Below are 16,480 nucleotides of genomic sequence, written 5' to 3'. Positions count from 1 at the left end.
AATGCATTGATCGGGGATACCGATGAAGATCCCGACGTGGCGGTACATGAGTGGGGGGGCAATCCGGGCGTGCCTCGCGGGCTGTACGCTTCTTTGCGCCCTGCCTTGCGTTTCTCTCGCGCTGACCCCGTCCGGCACGGTGATCACCCACGATTTCGGCGCCCGTTATGCGGCACCGGTCTCCCGGCAGGCGCGCTCCAACCAGACCGTGATCACGGTGAAGGACCTGGCCGCACCCGACCTGGTCCCGCCCCGAAACGCCACCACGAAGGCGGGCATTCCCGTAGATTTTCCGCACACCCTCACCAACAAGGGGAATTTCTCCGACAGTTTCCAGTTGAAAGCGACGCTCCAGGGGAGCTGGGGGGAGACGGTCTCCCTGCCTCAACTGCGTTTCTACCTCCCCGACGGGGTGACCCCAGTTCCCGCCAACGCCGAAGGGGTCCAGGTGTTAGGCCCGGTTGCCGCCGGCGGCTCGGTGGACCTGGTGCTCAGGGTGACGCCGCCTGTCGGTAGCGAAGGGAAAGTCGCCGCCATTTTGGTCACCGCGTCCTCGGTCGCCTCTCCCGCGCGTTCGAGCAGCACGAACGACCAGGTGCAGGTCCCCTTTCCTGGGGGGCTCTCTTTCCTGAAGTCGGTTACCCCCGCAGGCGCCGTACTTCCCGGGACGCTCCTCTCCTACCGGATCACGCTCGCCAACGCTGGCTCCGCCCCGGTCTCCGGCGTGCGCGTCATCGACCCGCTCGATGCCCTGCTCGAGTACCAGGAGGGGAGCGCCCTGCTTCCCGCCGGCCTTTCCGGGACGGTTCGCTACGACGCCGCCAGCCGATCGCTCATCTACGACATCCCCGAGCTTCCCGCCGGTTTCAGCGGAGCGCTCTCCTTCGACGCCGTCGTGCGCCTTGACGCCCTTGGAAACGCCACCATCGTCAACACGGCCGGCGTCACCAGCAGCATCAACCCCACGCCGACCCTCACCAACAGCACCTTCAACACCGTACTCGCGCGCGCCCTCTTGGTCGCGAAAAAAGCCGGGAGCAGCGTGGCAGAGGCGGGAGACATCGTCGCCTACGCGGTGCGGGTGGAAAACGTCGGCGCGGCCGCGCTGGAGCACGTGACGGTGAGCGACCGGATCCCGAGGGGGTTCCGTTACCTGAAGGGATCGAGCCATGTCGACGGTTTTTCCGTCGGCGATCCGGCAGGTGCCTCGCAGCAGCTCACCTGGGACCTCGGGGCGCTCGCCCCGGGCGCCGGGAAGACCCTCAACTACCGGCTCGTGCTTTCCGCCGAGGTGCCGGTGGGGACGAGTGTGAACTGGGCACGTGCCTCCGGTGTCACCGCCGCCGGGAGCAGCAGCGTCTCGCCCCCCGCGAGTGCCGCGGTGAAGGTCCGCCCCTCCATCCTCGGGGACAAGGCGGTGATTCTGGGGAGGATCTTCAGGGACCATAACGGCAACGGTGTTCCTGATCCCGGCGAGCCGGGGGAGCCCGGCGTGCGCATCTATCTGGAGGACGGCTCTTACGTCCGGAGCGACGCCGAAGGTAACTACAGTTTCACCGGCGTATCCGCCGGGGACCACGTGCTGAAGATCGACCGGAGCACCCTGGCGGTCGGTTTGAGATCGGTGCCTTACAACACCGCCTTTGCCGGAGTGGGGTGGAGCCAGTTCGTGACGGTCCCCTTCGGCGGCCCCGTGCGCGGCGATTTTGCCCTGGTGTCGCGCGGCGCCGGCGCCCCTGCCGGGGCTGCTGGGGCTGCCGGGGGCGCTGGCGCTGGCGCTGGGGGCGCTGGGTATGGCGCTGGCGCTGGTGGGGCTGGTGTGGCCGGTGGAGCCGGTGGAGCCGGTGGAGCTTGGGCGGCCGGTCCGACCGGTCCGACTGGTCCGACTGGTCCGACTGGTCCGACCATGGCCGCCCCCGCCCCGGCAAACACCCCGGCAAACACCCCGGCTGGCACCCTAGCCGCCAACGACCGGCGCGACTGGATCCTTGTCGGCCTCGGGACCGCGACCGTCGGCGCCAAGGCGACAAGCGGCAACCTGGAAAACATCAGCAAGGACGACCGCTTCGACTCCGGCATCTTCCATGAGGAACGCCTCGCCTTCTTCACCCGCGGCAAGCTCCTCGACAAATACCTCCTCACCGCCGCCTACGACTCCCACAAGGAGCGGCGCGACGGCGTTTTCCAGGCCATAGACCCGGAGAAGTACTACCCGGTCTACGGCGACGCCACCGACATCGGCTACGACGCGCAGTCGCGCGGAAAGCTCTACCTCAAACTCGAATCGGGACGCTCCTACATAATGGGGGGGGACTACCGCACCGACCTCTCCGAAAACGAGTTCTCCCGCTACGACCGCGCCCTGAACGGCGCGAAGTTCGAGGTGAACCGCGATCACCTCACCGTGAAGGGGTTCGAAAGCCGCACCGAGGAGACCATCACCCGCGACGACATCCCGGGTAACGGCACCTCCGGCCACTACCTCCTCTCCAAAAGGCCGGTCTTCGAAAACAGCGAGCGCGTGCGCATCGAGGTCCGCGACCGCTACCACTCCGAACGGGTCCTCTCCATCACCGAAAAGGTCCGCTACGCCGACTACTCGATCGACTACCTGGCCGGCACCATCCTCTTCAAGGAGCCGGTACCCTCGCTGGACCGGAACCTGAACCCGGTCTCCATCGTGATCACGTACCAGGCCTCCGGGGGAGGCGAGAAACGCTACGTCTACGGCGGCCGCGCCCTCCTCGACTCCGGCAACGGCTCCTACCTGGGGGGGACCGCGGTGGTCGAGGAGCACGCCCTGAAGGACACCACCCTCTTCGGACTCGACGCCGGGTGGTGCCTGGGGGAGTGGCTTTCCCTAAAAGGGGAAGGGGCGGTGAGCGAGAACCTCGAGAAGGGAAGGGGGAGCGCCTGGAAGGCCGACCTCACCCTGCGCCCCGTCGAGCCGATGGCGCTTGCCCTTTATTACCGCAAGGTTGAAGCCGACTTCTTAAACCCCTCCATGAGCGGTAACGAGACCGGGACCGTGAAGTTCGGCGGCCGCCTGGACTACCGCGCCGCGCGCGACACGCGCCTTTACGCGGAAAGCTTCGTGCAGCGCGACGAGCTGCGCGACCGCAGGCTCTTCGGCAACGAGATCGGCGCCTCGCGCAGGTTTTCGCTTCTGGACGCGGACGCGGGGGTGAAAATCATACGCGAGGATCTCGACGGCAAGGAAGGCTCCTCCGACCTCGTCTGGGGCAGGATCAAGGCACCCCTGAGTCCGAAGCTCGATGCGACGCTCAGGCGCGAACAGCTCCTCTCCTCCTCCAGCATCGCCGAGTACCAGACGAAGACCTTCCTGAAACTTGACTACCGGCTGAACGACCGGACCCGTGCCTTCCTGACCGAGGAATACCAGGAGGGTTCCCCCCTGGTGCGCAACGCCACCGTTTTCGGCCTCGAGAGCACGCTGAACGAGCGGATGCGTCTCACCACCGGCTACCGCCTCTCCAGCGGCGTAGCCGGAAGCACCGAGCAGGAAAACATCGACCTGCACACAAAGCTCATGGAGCGTGACGGCTTCAGCCTCGCCTCGCGCACCGGCTACCAGATCGAGAACTCCCTCCCAGGGGAGCGCGGCGAGGCTATCCTCGGCCTGAACAGCCGCTACCGCCTGGCGCAGGGGCTCTTCGTCAACTCCACCTTCGAAAGGGTGCAGACGGTGCAGGGGAATAACGGCACCCGTACCGCCTTCACCATGGCGGGGGAATACCTGCGCGCAAAGGATGTGAAGCTGACCGGCCGCTACGAGATACGGACCGGCCCCGAGGAGACAGCTTCCCTGTACGGCGCCTATGCCGCCTTCAAGGTGAGCCCAGCGTTCACCCTGGTCGGCAAGGCCTCCCTCTGGGACCGCGACGCCGACCAAGGAAACGACCTCGTCGTCGACAGCTATATAGGCGGCGCTTTCCGTCCCCCAGGCGGCAACCCGTGGCAGCTTCTCACCCTCCTGCGTTACAAGGTCGAGAAACGCGGCACCTTGAGCGGCGCTCCGGACAACCGCAGTCTCATCCTTTCCGCCGAGCCCACTTATCGCCTGGTGAGCCGGTGGACCGCCCAGGGGAAATACGCCGGGAAACTGAGCTGGTCCGAAGGGACCGGTGGGCGACTCGACAGCTACACCGACCTGATGCTCGCCGGCATCTCCTACGACCTTGCCGAACGCTGGGAACTCTCCGCCTATTTGAAGCTTTTGAACCAGTACGACGCCGGGATGCACTCCCTGGGCGCGGTCGGGAGCGCCGGTTACCGGGTCTACCGCAACGTGGTCCTCTCCGCCGGGTATAACTACGCGCGCCTGGACGACCGCGACCTGACCGGCGAGAGCTACCAGGGGCAGGGCCCTTTCGTGGGGATCAAGGTGAAGTTCGACGAGGAGATGTTCGAGAGCTCAGAGGCTCGCGTCATGCCGCTTCCTCCCCCCCCTCCGGTACCCGAACCGGTCGCGGCCGAACCTGCGCCGGTGCCCGAGTCCAAGATCGTCCCCGCCATGATGGTCACCCTGGAGCGGATCGACGAGCCGCTGGCCGTTTCCGGGAGCGCCGAGCTCTTCACCCTGCTCGTGAACGGCTCTCCGGCGCGCCTTCCCTCCACCGCGGTCACCCTCACCCGCGAGCGTCTCGCCTCGCTGGAGCTGAAAGGTGACAAGTTCGCCGTGCCGCTTGGGCTGCTGATGACCGTGGAAGCGGCGGACGAGGTCGCCTCATGGCACCTCGTCATGATGAACCGGGAAGGGGAGACGCTGCGGGCGTTCACCGGGATCGGTGCGCCGCCGCCGCGCATCGCGTGGGACGGGGAGACCGACCGCAAGGAGGTGGTCGAGGGGGAGATCTACCAGGGGCAGCTCCAGGTCACCTACCGGGACGGCTCGGTGTTCAGGACCGGCCGCGAGCTCTTCGGGGTGAACCGCAGCGAGGCCGTGCTCCTCACCCTGGCCGGCGGCGCCTTCGTCTTCGACAAGTGGGCGCTCACCCCCGAGGCGAAGAGGCTCTTAAGCGGCGCGGCCCGCGTGCTGCGCGAGCGCCCGCGCGAGAAGGTGATCGTGGAGGGACACACCGACGGCATCGGCAGCGTCCCCTACAACATGGAGCTTTCGCGCAAGCGGTGCGACTCGGCGGCGGATTACCTCGCCCGGGTGGAAGGGATCGACCCGCAAAGGCTTTTAAGGCGCTGGTACGGCAAGTCGCGCCCGGTGGCCGACAACACCACGACTCCCGGCCGCAGGCTCAACCGCCGCGTCGAGCTGAAGGGGGACTTCCGCCAGGTGAAGGAAGTGGCGCCGGACGACCGCTACCGCACGCGCCCCTTCGCGGTCATCAACGGGCGCGACCTCCCCGTGGACGGCTTCGGGCGCTTCGAGACCTCGCTCCCCGGTGCCACCGATCGGCTGCAGATCGAGATGGGGGACGCCCAGGGGCGCTACCTCGCCACCGCGCTGCCGCTTCCGGCCCTGACGCTCGCGCACCCTGCGGGTCCCGTCGTCGTTCCCTTCGGGAGCTCCGCCTCCGGTGTGAGCGTAGGTATGGACGGCTCGGTCGGCTGTCGCCTCTTGGGTGCGGTCGGCACCGGCGAGCGGCTCGAAGTGGACGGCGCGGAGGTCCCGGTGGACGGCTCGGGCGGCTTCGTCCTCGACGTGCCGGTACGCAGCGGTGACCGCGTCATGGGGGTCGTGCTCAGAAACGGGTCGGGGTGCTCGAAGCTTTTGAACCTGCGCCTGCGCTCCGAGAAGGAGATGCTGCCCGAGGAGGTGAAACAGTGAGCGCCGGTTTCCGTTTCAAGAAATTTGCGACGCTGGCCGCCGAGACCGGCGCGGCGCTTCTCCTCGTGCTCGCGCTCTTCTGGCTTTTCATGCTCCTTCTCTACGCCGTCTTCCCCTCCGGTACTCCGCTTCGCGAGCTCGTTGGGGAGGCGGGCGTCAAACCCGCGTTCCGCGAAGGTGCTGCGCGAAGCCCCGAGGCCGCCCTCACCACCCTGGTGCGGGACGTGCGCTGCCGGCGCGGCGACTCGGTGGCGTGGGGGGACGCCCGGGAAGGGATGCTCCTTTTCAACCACGACGCGGTGCAGACCTTCGACCGCTCCGGGGCCACCATCTCATTCACCCCCGGCGACTACCTCACGTTGGGAAGCAACTCCATGCTCGTGGTCACCCGCCTGAACGAGGGGGTGGGAGGTGCTGCGCGGGCCTACCGGGTGCACGTGGAAGGGGAGCTGCAGGGGTGCCTCTCCGCCTCGAAGAAGGTGCGCATGGAGGTGGCTGCCGTGGGGCACCTGGCGCGGGTGGGGCCGGGTTCCTCCCGTTTCCGCTTTACCCCCTTGGGCGACGATGCAACGAGCCTTGTCGTCTACTCGGGCCGGCTGCACGTGGAGGGAGAGGACGGCCCGGTGCGCGTTCCGGCGAACTACGGCATCACTTTAAGGCGCGGCGTGGCGGCCGGTCCGGCGCTGCCGCTACCCTCGCCCCCCGCGCTCAAAAACGACCAGCTCATCTACCGGTTCCGGATGCTTCCCCCGAGGGTGCACTTCAACTGGACCGGCGGGAGCGCCCTGTACCACTTCCAGCTCTCGACCGAGCCCGGCTTCAAGAAGCCCGTCATGGACTTGAAGTTGACCGCGCCGGAGGTGACCGCCGGCACCCTGGATGCGGGGAACTACTACTGGAGGGTGAGCCGTATCGAGGACGGGCGCGAGGGGCGTTTCAGCAGGCCCGGGAACTGCCGCCTCTTGCAGGAGACCGAAGCGCCGGCGCTTGCCGTTGACTTCCCGCCGCAAAGCACCACGGTAGGCGCCTTCCGCCTGACCGGAACTTCCCGCCCCGGCTCCCGCGTCTACGTGAACGGTGCGGACGCCAGTACCGCCCCGACCGGCGCCTTTAGCCACGAACTGATGCTGAAGGCCGGGGTGAACCTGATTCGGGTCGAGGCGGTGGATGAGACCGGCAACGCGAGCTACGCCTCACGCGTCGTCTACGGCAAACAGGCCGGGGAGGTGGTGCGATGAATACCGGACTGAAGTTCCCGCTCAGGTTCAAGATCCTGCTCTCGCAGCTCCTCGTCGTCTCCGTGGTGCTTAGCCTCATCACCTTCACCATGGCGACACTGTTCCAAAAGGACAAGACCGCCTACATCCACGATCTCACTTCGACCATGGCGCTGCACAGCGCCGAGGAGGCGGGGACCCTGGTGTCCGGGTACACCGAGAAGCTGAAGCTCTTCTCGCGCCTCATGGCGGACCGGGAGATGGGGGGGCGTGAACAGGCGCTAAAGGGGCTCTTCGAGGAGTTCGGCGAGTTCGTCATGGTGACCCGCAGCGCCCCCGACGGCGACGAGGAGGTCTACGACCAGGCCGCCATGGATGCCGCCGGGGTGACGAGGGAGGAAGTGCTGTGTGCCTTGAGGACTGGCAATGGGACAGGCACCTGCGGAGCCAGTCCCCAAGGCAAGGTAGGGGTAGGTGCGGGCGCCGCTTCCAGCCGCAGCGCAGGCGGGAACCCGGTGACCGGGGGGGAGCCGGTCGTGGCGTTCGCCGCGGTTTCCTCCTCCTTTCCAGCCATGAAGGTGACCATCGCAGAACCTGCGGCGGACGGGGGCGAACCGGTGCTCACCTCCGCGGTGATCAGGCTCGACCGGCTGCAGCGCATCGCCACCCGCTCGAGGGTCTTCGACACCTTCATCGTCGACGCCTCCGGCCGCTTCCTCGCCCACGCGGAAACGGGGCGCGTCGGGAGCGTTCCGGAAGGGGAGTGGTGGCCCTGGGTGAAAAAGGCGAGCCGCGTCTCCGGGCTCACCCGGGAGTATGAGAGCCGGGGCGCCGCCATCGTGGGAGGTTTCTCCCGCACCATGACCGGGGGGCTCACCGTAGGGGTGCAGATCAAAAAGAGCGCCGCCTTTCTCACCTCGCGCGCGCTGTTACTGGACCTTCTCGTCCTCTCCCTGGTCCTGCTGGTGGGGGCCGCTGTTTTGAGCCAGTTCTGGTCGCACCATCTCACCCGCCCCATCGAGAAGCTATCCGAGGCGACGCGCATGGTGGGGCAGGGGCGCTTCGAGGTGGAGGTGCCGGCCTCCTCCGGTGACGAGATCGGCGCTCTCGCCTACTCCTTCAACCGGATGGCGACCGAGCTCAGAGGGCGCGAGCAGGCGCTCAAGGAGCTTTACGGGCAGCTCGTGCAGTCGGAGAAGATGGCGGCCTTCGGCGCGCTCGGCGCGGGGATCGCCCACGAGGTGAAGAATCCGCTCGCCGGCATCCTGGGCATCACGCAGCTCTCGCTGCGCGGCGTGGAGAGCGGGCACCCGCTGGAGAAGAACCTGCACATCATCGAGAAGGAAACCAAGCGCTGCAAGACCATCATCGAGAACCTCCTCAAGTTCGCGCGCCAGGAGCAGGTCGAGTTCTCCGCGGTGGACATCGCCCTCGTGCTGAGCGACGCCCTGGCCATCGTGGACCACCAGTTGGGGATCAACAGCGTGAAGGTGGAAAAGGAGGTCGAGGAGGGGCTCCCCCTCTGCCGCGGCAACGCGAACCAGCTGCAGCAGGTGCTCATGAACCTGATGATCAACGCGCAGCAGGCGATGGGTGGGGCGGCGGGGACCGTGCGCCTGAGCGCGAAACGACTGGACGCGGGAGGGGTCGAGGTCCGGGTGGCCGACGACGGCCCCGGCATCCCGAGAGAGATCAGGGAAAAGATCTTCGATCCCTTTTTCACCACCAAGCCCGCCGGGCAGGGGACCGGTCTCGGGCTCTCGGTGAGCTACGGCATCGTGAAGGATCACGGCGGCGAGATCCGCCTGGAAAGCGAGGAGGGTGTGGGGACGACCTTCATCATCACCCTGCCCGCGCAGGTGCAGGCGGCGTAAAGCCCCGCGCTTGTAGGGTGGGTACAGTAAAGCGTTCCTCTCGAAGCAGGGAAGATGGCCCCACGTTCCCCCCTTTGCGAAGGGGGGGCAGGGGGGATTTGCATTGGTGCTTGAGGGGGCGGGCTATAAAGAACAACACCGCGGTAGAGGAGGACGGACATGCATCTGCTGGTTGTTGACGACGAGGAGACCCTGAGGAGCGTGGTGTCCCAGGTGCTGACCGCCGACGGCTTCAAGGTATCCGAGGCGGCGAGCGGCGAGGAGGCGTTGGAGGCGTTTCGTTCCGGTTCGCACCCGCTCGTGATCACCGACATCCGGATGGGGGGTATGAGCGGCATCGAGCTTCTGACGAAGATCAAGGAGCACAACCCGGACACGCAGGTGGTGATCATGACGAGCCACGCCTCGCTGGATTCCGCCTTAACCGCGCTGCGCGCAGGCGCTTACGATTACCTCGTGAAGCCGTTCGAGAGCCTCGACCTCATCTCGGCGGTGGCGGGGCGCGCGGCGGAGAAGGCGCGCCTCGTGGCGCAGAACCGGGAACTCCTGGAACAGTTGACCCGCGCCAACGAGGACCTCCAGGAGGCGAACCGGGCCTTGAAGGAGATGGCGGTGCGCGACGGCCTCACCTCGCTGTACAACCACCGCTACTTCCAGGAGTCGCTGGCGCAGGAGGTGGCGCGCTCGAAACGCTACGACAAGCGCTGCTCCCTGATCTTCTTCGACGTCGACCACTTCAAGCATTACAACGACACCCACGGCCACCCCGAGGGGGACCGCTTGTTGAAGGGGCTCGCCGGACTTTTGACCGCGAACACGCGGGCGTGTGACCTGGCCGCGCGTTACGGCGGCGAGGAGTTCGTGCTTTTGCTTCCGGAGACCGGCAAGGAGCTTGCCTTGAACGTCGCGGAGGATCTGCGCAGCCGGGTGGCGGAGCACCCTTTTGCGGGGGGGGAGACCCAGCCGCTCGGGCGGGTGACGGTGAGCATCGGCGTCGCCGGGTTCCCCGAAGACGGCGCCGATGCGGCGGCGCTTTTGTCCTGCGCCGATCAGCTTCTCTACCGGGCCAAGAACGAAGGGCGGAACCGGGTGGTGGGAGGCTAGTCGATCTTCTCGCGCCGGATCAGGTCGAATTCCCCTGCGCCGGTCACCCCTTCGAGGACCACGCGCTGGTTCGCGTGCGCGACGCTGAGCGGCGTCCCATCGAGGTCACGCATCCCGGTGAGGGTGAAGCGGGTGAAGCTCGCCCCCTGGCCGATCAGCTCGAGGACGTCCCCCACCTTGAGGCGGTTTCTCACCAGCACCTGCGTCCCTTCCGAAAAGCCCTCCTCCACGAGCGCCACGAACTCGTAGTTTCTCACGTAGCAGGAGAGGTACTCGTGGTCGACGTCGCGCGGCTTGCCGAAGAGAAAGCCGGTGGTGTAGCCGCGGTGGCTCACCTTGGCGAGCTCCTCGAGCCAGTGCGGCTCCAGCCGGTAACCCTCCGGGTCCTCGAAGTAGCGGTCCAGCGCCTCGCGGTAGATCCGTATCACGCTCGCCGCGTAGTAGATCCCCTTCATGCGCCCCTCGATCTTCAGCGAGTGCACGCCACTCTCCACGAGCGCCGGAAGGTGCTCGATCAGGCAGAGATCCTTCGAGTTGAAGATGAAGGTGCCGCTTTCGTCCTCGTGGATCGGGAAGTACTCGCCGGGACGGGTCTCCTCGACGATGGAATAGTTCCAGCGGCATGGCTGGGTGCATTCCCCCTTGTTGGCGTCGCGCCCGGTCATGGCGCTCGAGAGGAGGCAGCGCCCCGAGTAGGAGATGCACATGGCGCCGTGGGCGAAGACCTCTAGCTCGACGTCGCAGCGCCGCGCCGTCTCGGCGATCTCCTCGAGGGACATCTCGCGGGCGAGGTTCACCCGGGTCACCCCCTGGGACTGCCAGAAGCGCGCGGAGCGCCAGTTGGTCGTGTTGGCCTGGGTCGAGAGATGGATGTCGCGTCCTGGGAGGCGCTCGGCGATGAGCGCAACGACGCCGGGGTCGGCGGCGATGAAGGCGTCGAAGGGGATGTGGGCGACCTCGTCGAGGTAGCGCTCGAGCTCGGGCAGATCGGCGTTGTCGGCGAAGGCGTTCACGGTGAGATACACCTTGACGCCGTGCGCGTGCGCGTAGGCCACAGCCTCCTCGAGTTCCTCCCTGGTGAAGTTACCCGCGAGGTTTCTGAGACCAAAGGCCTTTCCACCGAGGTACACCGCGTCCGCGCCATAGCGGATCGCCACCTTCAGCTTCTCCATGTTCCCGGCCGGAGCGAGTAGTTCGGGCTTCATCCTGCCTGCCGCCGTCCTGCCGCCCTGCATCTTCTCCTGCAACGTCGCCTTACCCTGTTCTTCTTGCGTCACCTTCACTCCCGTAACCATACCTGCCTGTGGATCTGTGGGGCTGCCGGCCTTGGCGCCGGTCCTGCACCGGGACAACGTAGCATAGAGCGCGGCGATAATGAACCCCCCAAAAGGTCTTTATCCTTGACATTGCGAGGCAAAACGCTTTAATTATGTTAAATTTTTCTCGGCTCTCACACTTTAGGCCGGGAAACGGCACCTTTGCCGACCCGCTCTCATCGCGGTTTTACCGGCCCGCTCCGGTCGCGTTACCCTTTATAAGACGGCAAAATACTAATTAATGATTTGGCCGTCTCTGTACCGCCTGTTGTCATGAAGCCGTTGTATCAATTTGCACAGACCTCGCGGCGCACGTGCCCGAGGAGGAGGGTGGGGTGTTCAAGCCCCTAAAGGAGCCTATGAGAAAATACCTTGGTCTGGCGGCACTGCTCTTCATTTGCCTCACCACCACCGCACCCGTTGCGGCGGCGCAGGAACAACCCACCATCTACACCATAGTCCCCGGCGACACCCTCTGGGGGCTGTCGCAGCGCTTCCTGAGAGATCCCTACTACTGGCCGAACCTCTGGGCGAACAACCAGACCGTCGGCAACCCGCACTTCATCTATCCGGGGCAGAAGGTGCGCATCTACTCCGACCGCATCGAGATCGAACCGATCCCGGCGCCTCCCAAGGCGGAACAGCCCAAGCCCCAGGAGCCGCGCGAGGAGCCCCAGGCGGCGACCTTCGCGGTGAACGGCAGCGAAGGCTTTCTCATCGAGAACGGGATGAAGCCCTCCGGCATCATCATCTCCCTTTATCAGAACCGCGAGATGGTAGGCGCCGACGACATCGTCTATACCGATATCGGGCGGGTGAACGGCGGCAACCCCGGCGACCGCTTCCTCATCTACAAGAAGATCGGTCCGGTGAGCCACCCGGTCACCAACGTGATCCTCGGGCAGCAGGTGATGCCGCTTGGCGAGCTGCAGCTCTCCGAGGTCGAAGAGAAGGCCTCCAAGGCGATCGTCACCAGATCGTTCCAGGAGATCAGCGCAGGATCCTTCCTGATGCCGTACCAGGAGCGCAAGCTGACCGTGCCGCTTAGAGCCGCCGACCGCGACCTCACCGGCTACATCGTGCAGACCCAGACCGGGAACCAGGCCCTCGCCGTGAACGACGTGGTGTTCCTCGACCTCGGCAAGGCGCAAGGGGTGCAGCCGGGCAACATGCTTTACATCGTGCGCGACGTGGTGCCCGACCAGCGCTACACCCAGGTGAAGATCGACAAGCTCCCGGTCGAGGTGGTAGGCGCCCTCGTGGTGGTTTCCACCGGGATGAACAGCTCCACCGCCGTGATAGTGAAGAGCGTGGACACCGTGTACCGCGGCGACCGCGTGGAGATGAAAAAGAGCAGGTGACGCCAAAGGGGGTGACCCCATGGATCACTACTACTGGTTCGCCCTGAAATCGGTCCCGCAGGTGGGAAACGTCACCTTCCTGCGGCTCCTCGCGCACTTCGGCTCACCCGAGGCGGCGCTTAAGGCGCCGTACCGCGAGCTTGTCGCCGTGAAAGGGGTGAGCGCCGCCGCGGCCGCATCCATCGCGGAGCATGACTGGGCCCCCTTTGCGCAGGCTGAGTGCGGGAAGGTTGCCGCGCGAAAGGTGCAGGTGGTGGACATCCTCTCCGGGCGCTACCCGCGCCTTTTGATGGAGATCCCGGACCCGCCCCCCTACCTGTATTTGATGGGGGAACTGGACGGCAGCGAGACCGCGGTAGCCGTGGTCGGTTCCAGGCGCGCCTCGCATTACGGGCAGAGCACCGCGACACTTTTGGCGCGCGAACTGGCCGGGCAGGGGATCACCGTGGTCTCCGGCATGGCGCGCGGCATCGATACCGCGGCCCACTGGGGAGCGCTCAAGGCGGGAGGAAGAAGCGTCGCGGTCCTTGGCTGCGGCATCGACGTGATCTATCCCCCGGAGAACGACGTCCTGTACCGCACCCTTTGCGAGAACGGGGCCGTCATCAGCGAGTTCCCGATGGGGAGCGAGCCTATGCCGGAGCACTTCCCTGCGCGCAACCGCATCATAAGCGCCCTGTCGCGCGGCGTGGTGGTCGTCGAGGCGGGGGAGGCGAGCGGATCGCTCATCACGGCGCGTTACGCCCTCGAGCAGGGACGCGAGGTGTTCGCCGTACCGGGCAACGTCACCGCGAACGGCAGCCGCGGCGCCAACGCCCTGATCAAGGAGGGAGCGAAGCTGGTGCAGCAGGTGGAGGACATCCTTGAGGAACTCTCCATCGAGCCCCGCGTCACCCATCCCAAAGGTAAGCCCCCGTCGTTCCCGCTCACCCCGCAGGAGGCCGAACTCTACGCCCTCATCTGCCAGGGCGTGCTGGAGATCGACGAACTCATCGCGCAGAGCGCGTTGACAGCCGGCGAGGTTTCCGCTACCTTACTGCGCTTGGAAGTGAAGGGTGTGATAACTCAGCTTCCCGGCAAGCGTTTCGCGCCGGTCTGAACCAATACCGTTACCAGGTGGTTACATGTCTCAAAATCTCGTCATCGTCGAGTCGCCCGCAAAGGCGAAGACCATAGAAAAATTCCTCGGCCCCGAGTACAAGGTGCTCGCCTCCTTCGGTCACGTGCGCGCCCTCCCGAGCAAGCAGGGCTCAGTGGACGTGGAGCACGACTTCGAGCCGAAGTACGCCGTTCTCCCCGAAAGCAAGAAGCACATCGACGCCATCAAGAAGGAGATGAAGGGTATCTCCGCGCTGCTGCTTGCAACAGACCCCGACCGCGAGGGGGAGGCCATCTCATGGCACCTTCTGGCGGCGCTCGGGCTCGACGGCAAGAAGAAGCCCCCCTTCGAGATCAAGCGCGTCGTCTTCCACGAGATCACCAAGGACGCCATCGTCCACGCGGTGCAAAACCCGCGCGGCATCGCGCTCGAACTGGTCGACGCCCAGCAGGCACGTTCCATCCTCGATTACCTGGTCGGCTTCACCCTCTCACCGTTTCTCTGGAAGAAGATCCGCTACGGCCTCTCCGCCGGGCGCGTCCAGTCGGTGGCACTGAGGCTCATCTGCGAGCGCGAGAAGGAGATCCAGGCCTTCAAGGAGCAGGAGTACTGGACCATCGGTGCGCGGCTCGAGACCGCCAAAAAACAGGGGCTGACCGCGGCGCTCGTCGAGGCGGAAGGAAAGAAACTCTCCAAGTTCGACATCCCGGACCGCGACGCCGCCTTCCGGCTCTTCGGGCTGCTGGGTGGGCGCCAGTTCCCGCTCCAGGAGGGTGACGAGAAGGGCGCGCCGCTCGTGGTGCAAAAACCGGTCGACCCCGAATACCGGGTCGACAAGGTCACCAAGAGCGAGAGGAAACGCTCGCCGTCGCCGCCGTTCACCACCTCTACCCTGCAGCAGGAGGCGGCGAGAAAGCTCGGCTTCTCCGCCAAGAAGACCATGTCAACGGCGCAAAAGCTCTACGAGGGCATCGACATCGGCGACGGTCACGTAGGTCTCATCACCTACATGCGTACCGACTCCGTGGCGCTTTCCAACGTGGCCCTCGATGAGGCGAAGAGCGTCATCACCTCGCTCTACGGCAAGGAATATGCCCTCGAGAAGCCGCGCTTCTTCAAGAACAAGTCGAAGAACGCCCAGGAGGCCCACGAGGCGGTCCGTCCGACCTACATCTCCAAGACCCCGATCGAGCTGAAGAAGTTCCTCACCTCGGACCAGTTCAAGCTCTACGACCTGATCTGGAAGAGGACGGTCGCCTGCCAGATGGCCGAGGCGCTCCTCGACCAGACCTCCGTCGAGATCACCGCGGGGCCCGGTTTCCGTTTCCGCGTCGCCGGCACCGTGATCCGCTTCGCCGGTTTCATGAAGCTCTACATCGAGGGCGTGGACGACGAGGCCGAGGACAAGGAGAAGGAAGGGATGCTCCCGCCGATGGCCGAGGGGGACATCCTGAAGCTGAACGAACTCCTCCCCGAGCGTCACTTCACCCAGCCGCCGCCGCGCTACACCGAGGCGACCCTGGTGAAGACCCTGGAGGAGTACGGCATCGGGCGTCCGTCCACCTACGCCTCCATCATGAACACGCTCACCGAGAGGAAGTACGCGCGCCTGGACAAGAAGCGCTTCTTCCCCGAGGACGTGGGGATGGTGGTTTCCGATCTTTTGACCAACCACTTCAACCAGTACGTCGACTACAACTTCACCGCGAACCTCGAGGAAGAGCTCGACATGGTGTCGCGCGGCGAGAAGCAGTGGCGACCGCTTCTGCACGAGTTCTGGGGGCCGTTCATCAACCTTCTGAAGCTGAAAGAAGGAGAGGTGAGCAAGTCCGACCTGACCACCGAGGCGACCGACGAGGTCTGCCCCGAGTGCGGCAAGCCGCTCGTCGTGAAGCTAGGCAAGTTCGGCAAGTTCTTCGCCTGCAGCGGTTACCCCGAGTGCCGTTACATCCGTCGTCTCGACAAGGAGACCGGAGAGGTGGCCGAGCCGGTCGTCTCCGAGGAAGTCTGCGACAAGTGCGGCAGCAAGATGCTCATCAAGGAAGGGCGTTTCGGGAAGTACCTCGCCTGCTCCGCTTATCCGAACTGCAAGAACATCCAGCCCCTGGTGAAGCCCAAGGGGACCGGCATCACCTGCACCGCCTGCGGCAAGGGAGAGCTGATCGAGAAGAAGTCCCGTTTCGGGAAGCTTTTTTACTCGTGCAACCGGTATCCCGAGTGCAAGTTCGCGTTGTGGGATCTGCCGGTGCAAAAGCCCTGTCCGAAGTGCGGCTTCCCGCTTCTGGTGAAGAAGGTGTACAAGCGTACCGGCGAGTTCCTGAAGTGTCCCAAGGAAGGGTGCGACTACCAGAGCAACAAGGAGTAACTGCGAGGGGACTGGCTCCGCAGGTGCCTGTCCCCTTTGTCGCAGGTTTTGGGTTACGCACAAGCGGGGTCTTCGGGCCCCGTCTTTATTTTGTCCCCCCGTTCGTCACGCCCGTTCGCTGCGCTCACTCAAGACGCAAAGACGCAAAGAAAGGCAAAGGCAAAACCTTGACCCCGATTAACAGGGATGAAGGGGATGAACACGGATAAAGGCAAAAGCAACAAGATTTGGGTTTAACCCGAAGAGGATTTTGTTTTTCTTTGCGCCTTAGCGTCTTTGCGCGAGACAGGTTTTAAGGTTTAACCCCAAAAAGGTTTTTTTGTCTCTCTTTGCGCCTTTGC

General features: G+C 65.2%; 8 protein-coding genes. 7 read left to right on the top strand and 1 reads right to left on the bottom strand.

Annotated elements, in window-relative coordinates:
• Positions 1 to 22 precede the first annotated feature (22 nt).
• From D6Z24_RS09490 to D6Z24_RS09475, 4 genes are all read left to right on the top strand, one after another.
• The gene (locus D6Z24_RS09490; protein WP_246014619.1) at positions 23 to 5,803 is read left to right on the top strand and encodes an OmpA family protein; all 5,781 of its coding nucleotides are present in this window, start codon (positions 23 to 25) and stop codon (positions 5,801 to 5,803) included.
• Positions 5,800 to 7,041 carry a hypothetical protein gene (locus D6Z24_RS09485; protein WP_129126342.1) on the top strand — a complete coding sequence of 414 codons (1,242 nt, stop codon included), beginning with the start codon at positions 5,800 to 5,802 and terminating at the stop codon, positions 7,039 to 7,041. Before D6Z24_RS09490 ends, D6Z24_RS09485 begins: the two co-directional genes overlap by 4 nt.
• Entirely contained in the window at positions 7,038 to 8,894 is a 1,857-nt protein-coding gene (locus D6Z24_RS09480) for a sensor histidine kinase (RefSeq protein ID WP_129126341.1), read from the top strand. Before D6Z24_RS09485 ends, D6Z24_RS09480 begins: the two co-directional genes overlap by 4 nt.
• Before the next feature lie 159 nt (positions 8,895 to 9,053).
• Complete coding sequence (locus D6Z24_RS09475) at positions 9,054 to 9,998, top strand: GGDEF domain-containing response regulator (RefSeq protein WP_129126340.1); 945 nt, start codon at positions 9,054 to 9,056, stop codon at positions 9,996 to 9,998.
• Here D6Z24_RS09475 and D6Z24_RS09470 read toward each other — a convergent pair.
• Positions 9,995 to 11,233 (bottom strand): peptidase U32 family protein, encoded by a 1,239-nt coding sequence (locus tag D6Z24_RS09470; protein WP_342782635.1) that lies wholly within the window; start codon positions 11,231 to 11,233, stop codon positions 9,995 to 9,997. The genes D6Z24_RS09475 and D6Z24_RS09470 overlap by 4 nt on opposite strands.
• A 440-nt stretch (positions 11,234 to 11,673) precedes the next feature.
• Here D6Z24_RS09470 and D6Z24_RS09465 point away from each other — a divergent pair, with 440 nt between their 5' ends.
• Genes D6Z24_RS09465 through topA form a run of 3 tightly spaced genes read left to right on the top strand, consistent with a single transcriptional unit; the run spans position 11,674 to position 16,139 of the window.
• Complete coding sequence (locus D6Z24_RS09465; protein ID WP_129126339.1) at positions 11,674 to 12,675, top strand: LysM peptidoglycan-binding domain-containing protein; 1,002 nt, start codon at positions 11,674 to 11,676, stop codon at positions 12,673 to 12,675.
• 19 nt (positions 12,676 to 12,694) lie between these two features.
• Complete coding sequence (dprA, locus tag D6Z24_RS09460) at positions 12,695 to 13,774, top strand: DNA-processing protein DprA (protein ID WP_129126338.1); 1,080 nt, start codon at positions 12,695 to 12,697, stop codon at positions 13,772 to 13,774.
• A gap of 25 nt (positions 13,775 to 13,799) precedes the next feature.
• Positions 13,800 to 16,139: a type I DNA topoisomerase gene (topA, locus tag D6Z24_RS09455; protein ID WP_129126337.1), complete on the top strand. Its 2,340-nt coding sequence runs from the start codon at positions 13,800 to 13,802 to the stop codon at positions 16,137 to 16,139.
• Positions 16,140 to 16,480 lie beyond the last annotated feature (341 nt).

Origin of the sequence: Geomonas oryzae (genome assembly GCF_004117875.1) — a bacterium.
In the GTDB taxonomy this organism is placed as follows: domain Bacteria; phylum Desulfobacterota; class Desulfuromonadia; order Geobacterales; family Geobacteraceae; genus Geomonas; species Geomonas oryzae.
This window is presented reverse-complemented; position numbering and strand designations above follow the sequence as displayed.

Bases quoted from the DNA above. Each gene is read 5' to 3' on its own strand.
- D6Z24_RS09490 (WP_246014619.1), top strand. From the start codon at position 23: ATGAAGATCCCGACGTGGCGGTACATGAGTGGGGGGGCAATCCGGGCG.
- D6Z24_RS09480 (WP_129126341.1), top strand. From the start codon at position 7,038: ATGAATACCGGACTGAAGTTCCCGCTCAGGTTCAAGATCCTGCTCTCG.
- D6Z24_RS09475 (WP_129126340.1), top strand. From the start codon at position 9,054: ATGCATCTGCTGGTTGTTGACGACGAGGAGACCCTGAGGAGCGTGGTG.
- D6Z24_RS09470 (WP_342782635.1), bottom strand. From the start codon at position 11,233: ATGCAGGGCGGCAGGACGGCGGCAGGCAGGATGAAGCCCGAACTACTC.
- D6Z24_RS09465 (WP_129126339.1), top strand. From the start codon at position 11,674: ATGAGAAAATACCTTGGTCTGGCGGCACTGCTCTTCATTTGCCTCACC.
- dprA (WP_129126338.1), top strand. From the start codon at position 12,695: ATGGATCACTACTACTGGTTCGCCCTGAAATCGGTCCCGCAGGTGGGA.
- topA (WP_129126337.1), top strand. From the start codon at position 13,800: ATGTCTCAAAATCTCGTCATCGTCGAGTCGCCCGCAAAGGCGAAGACC.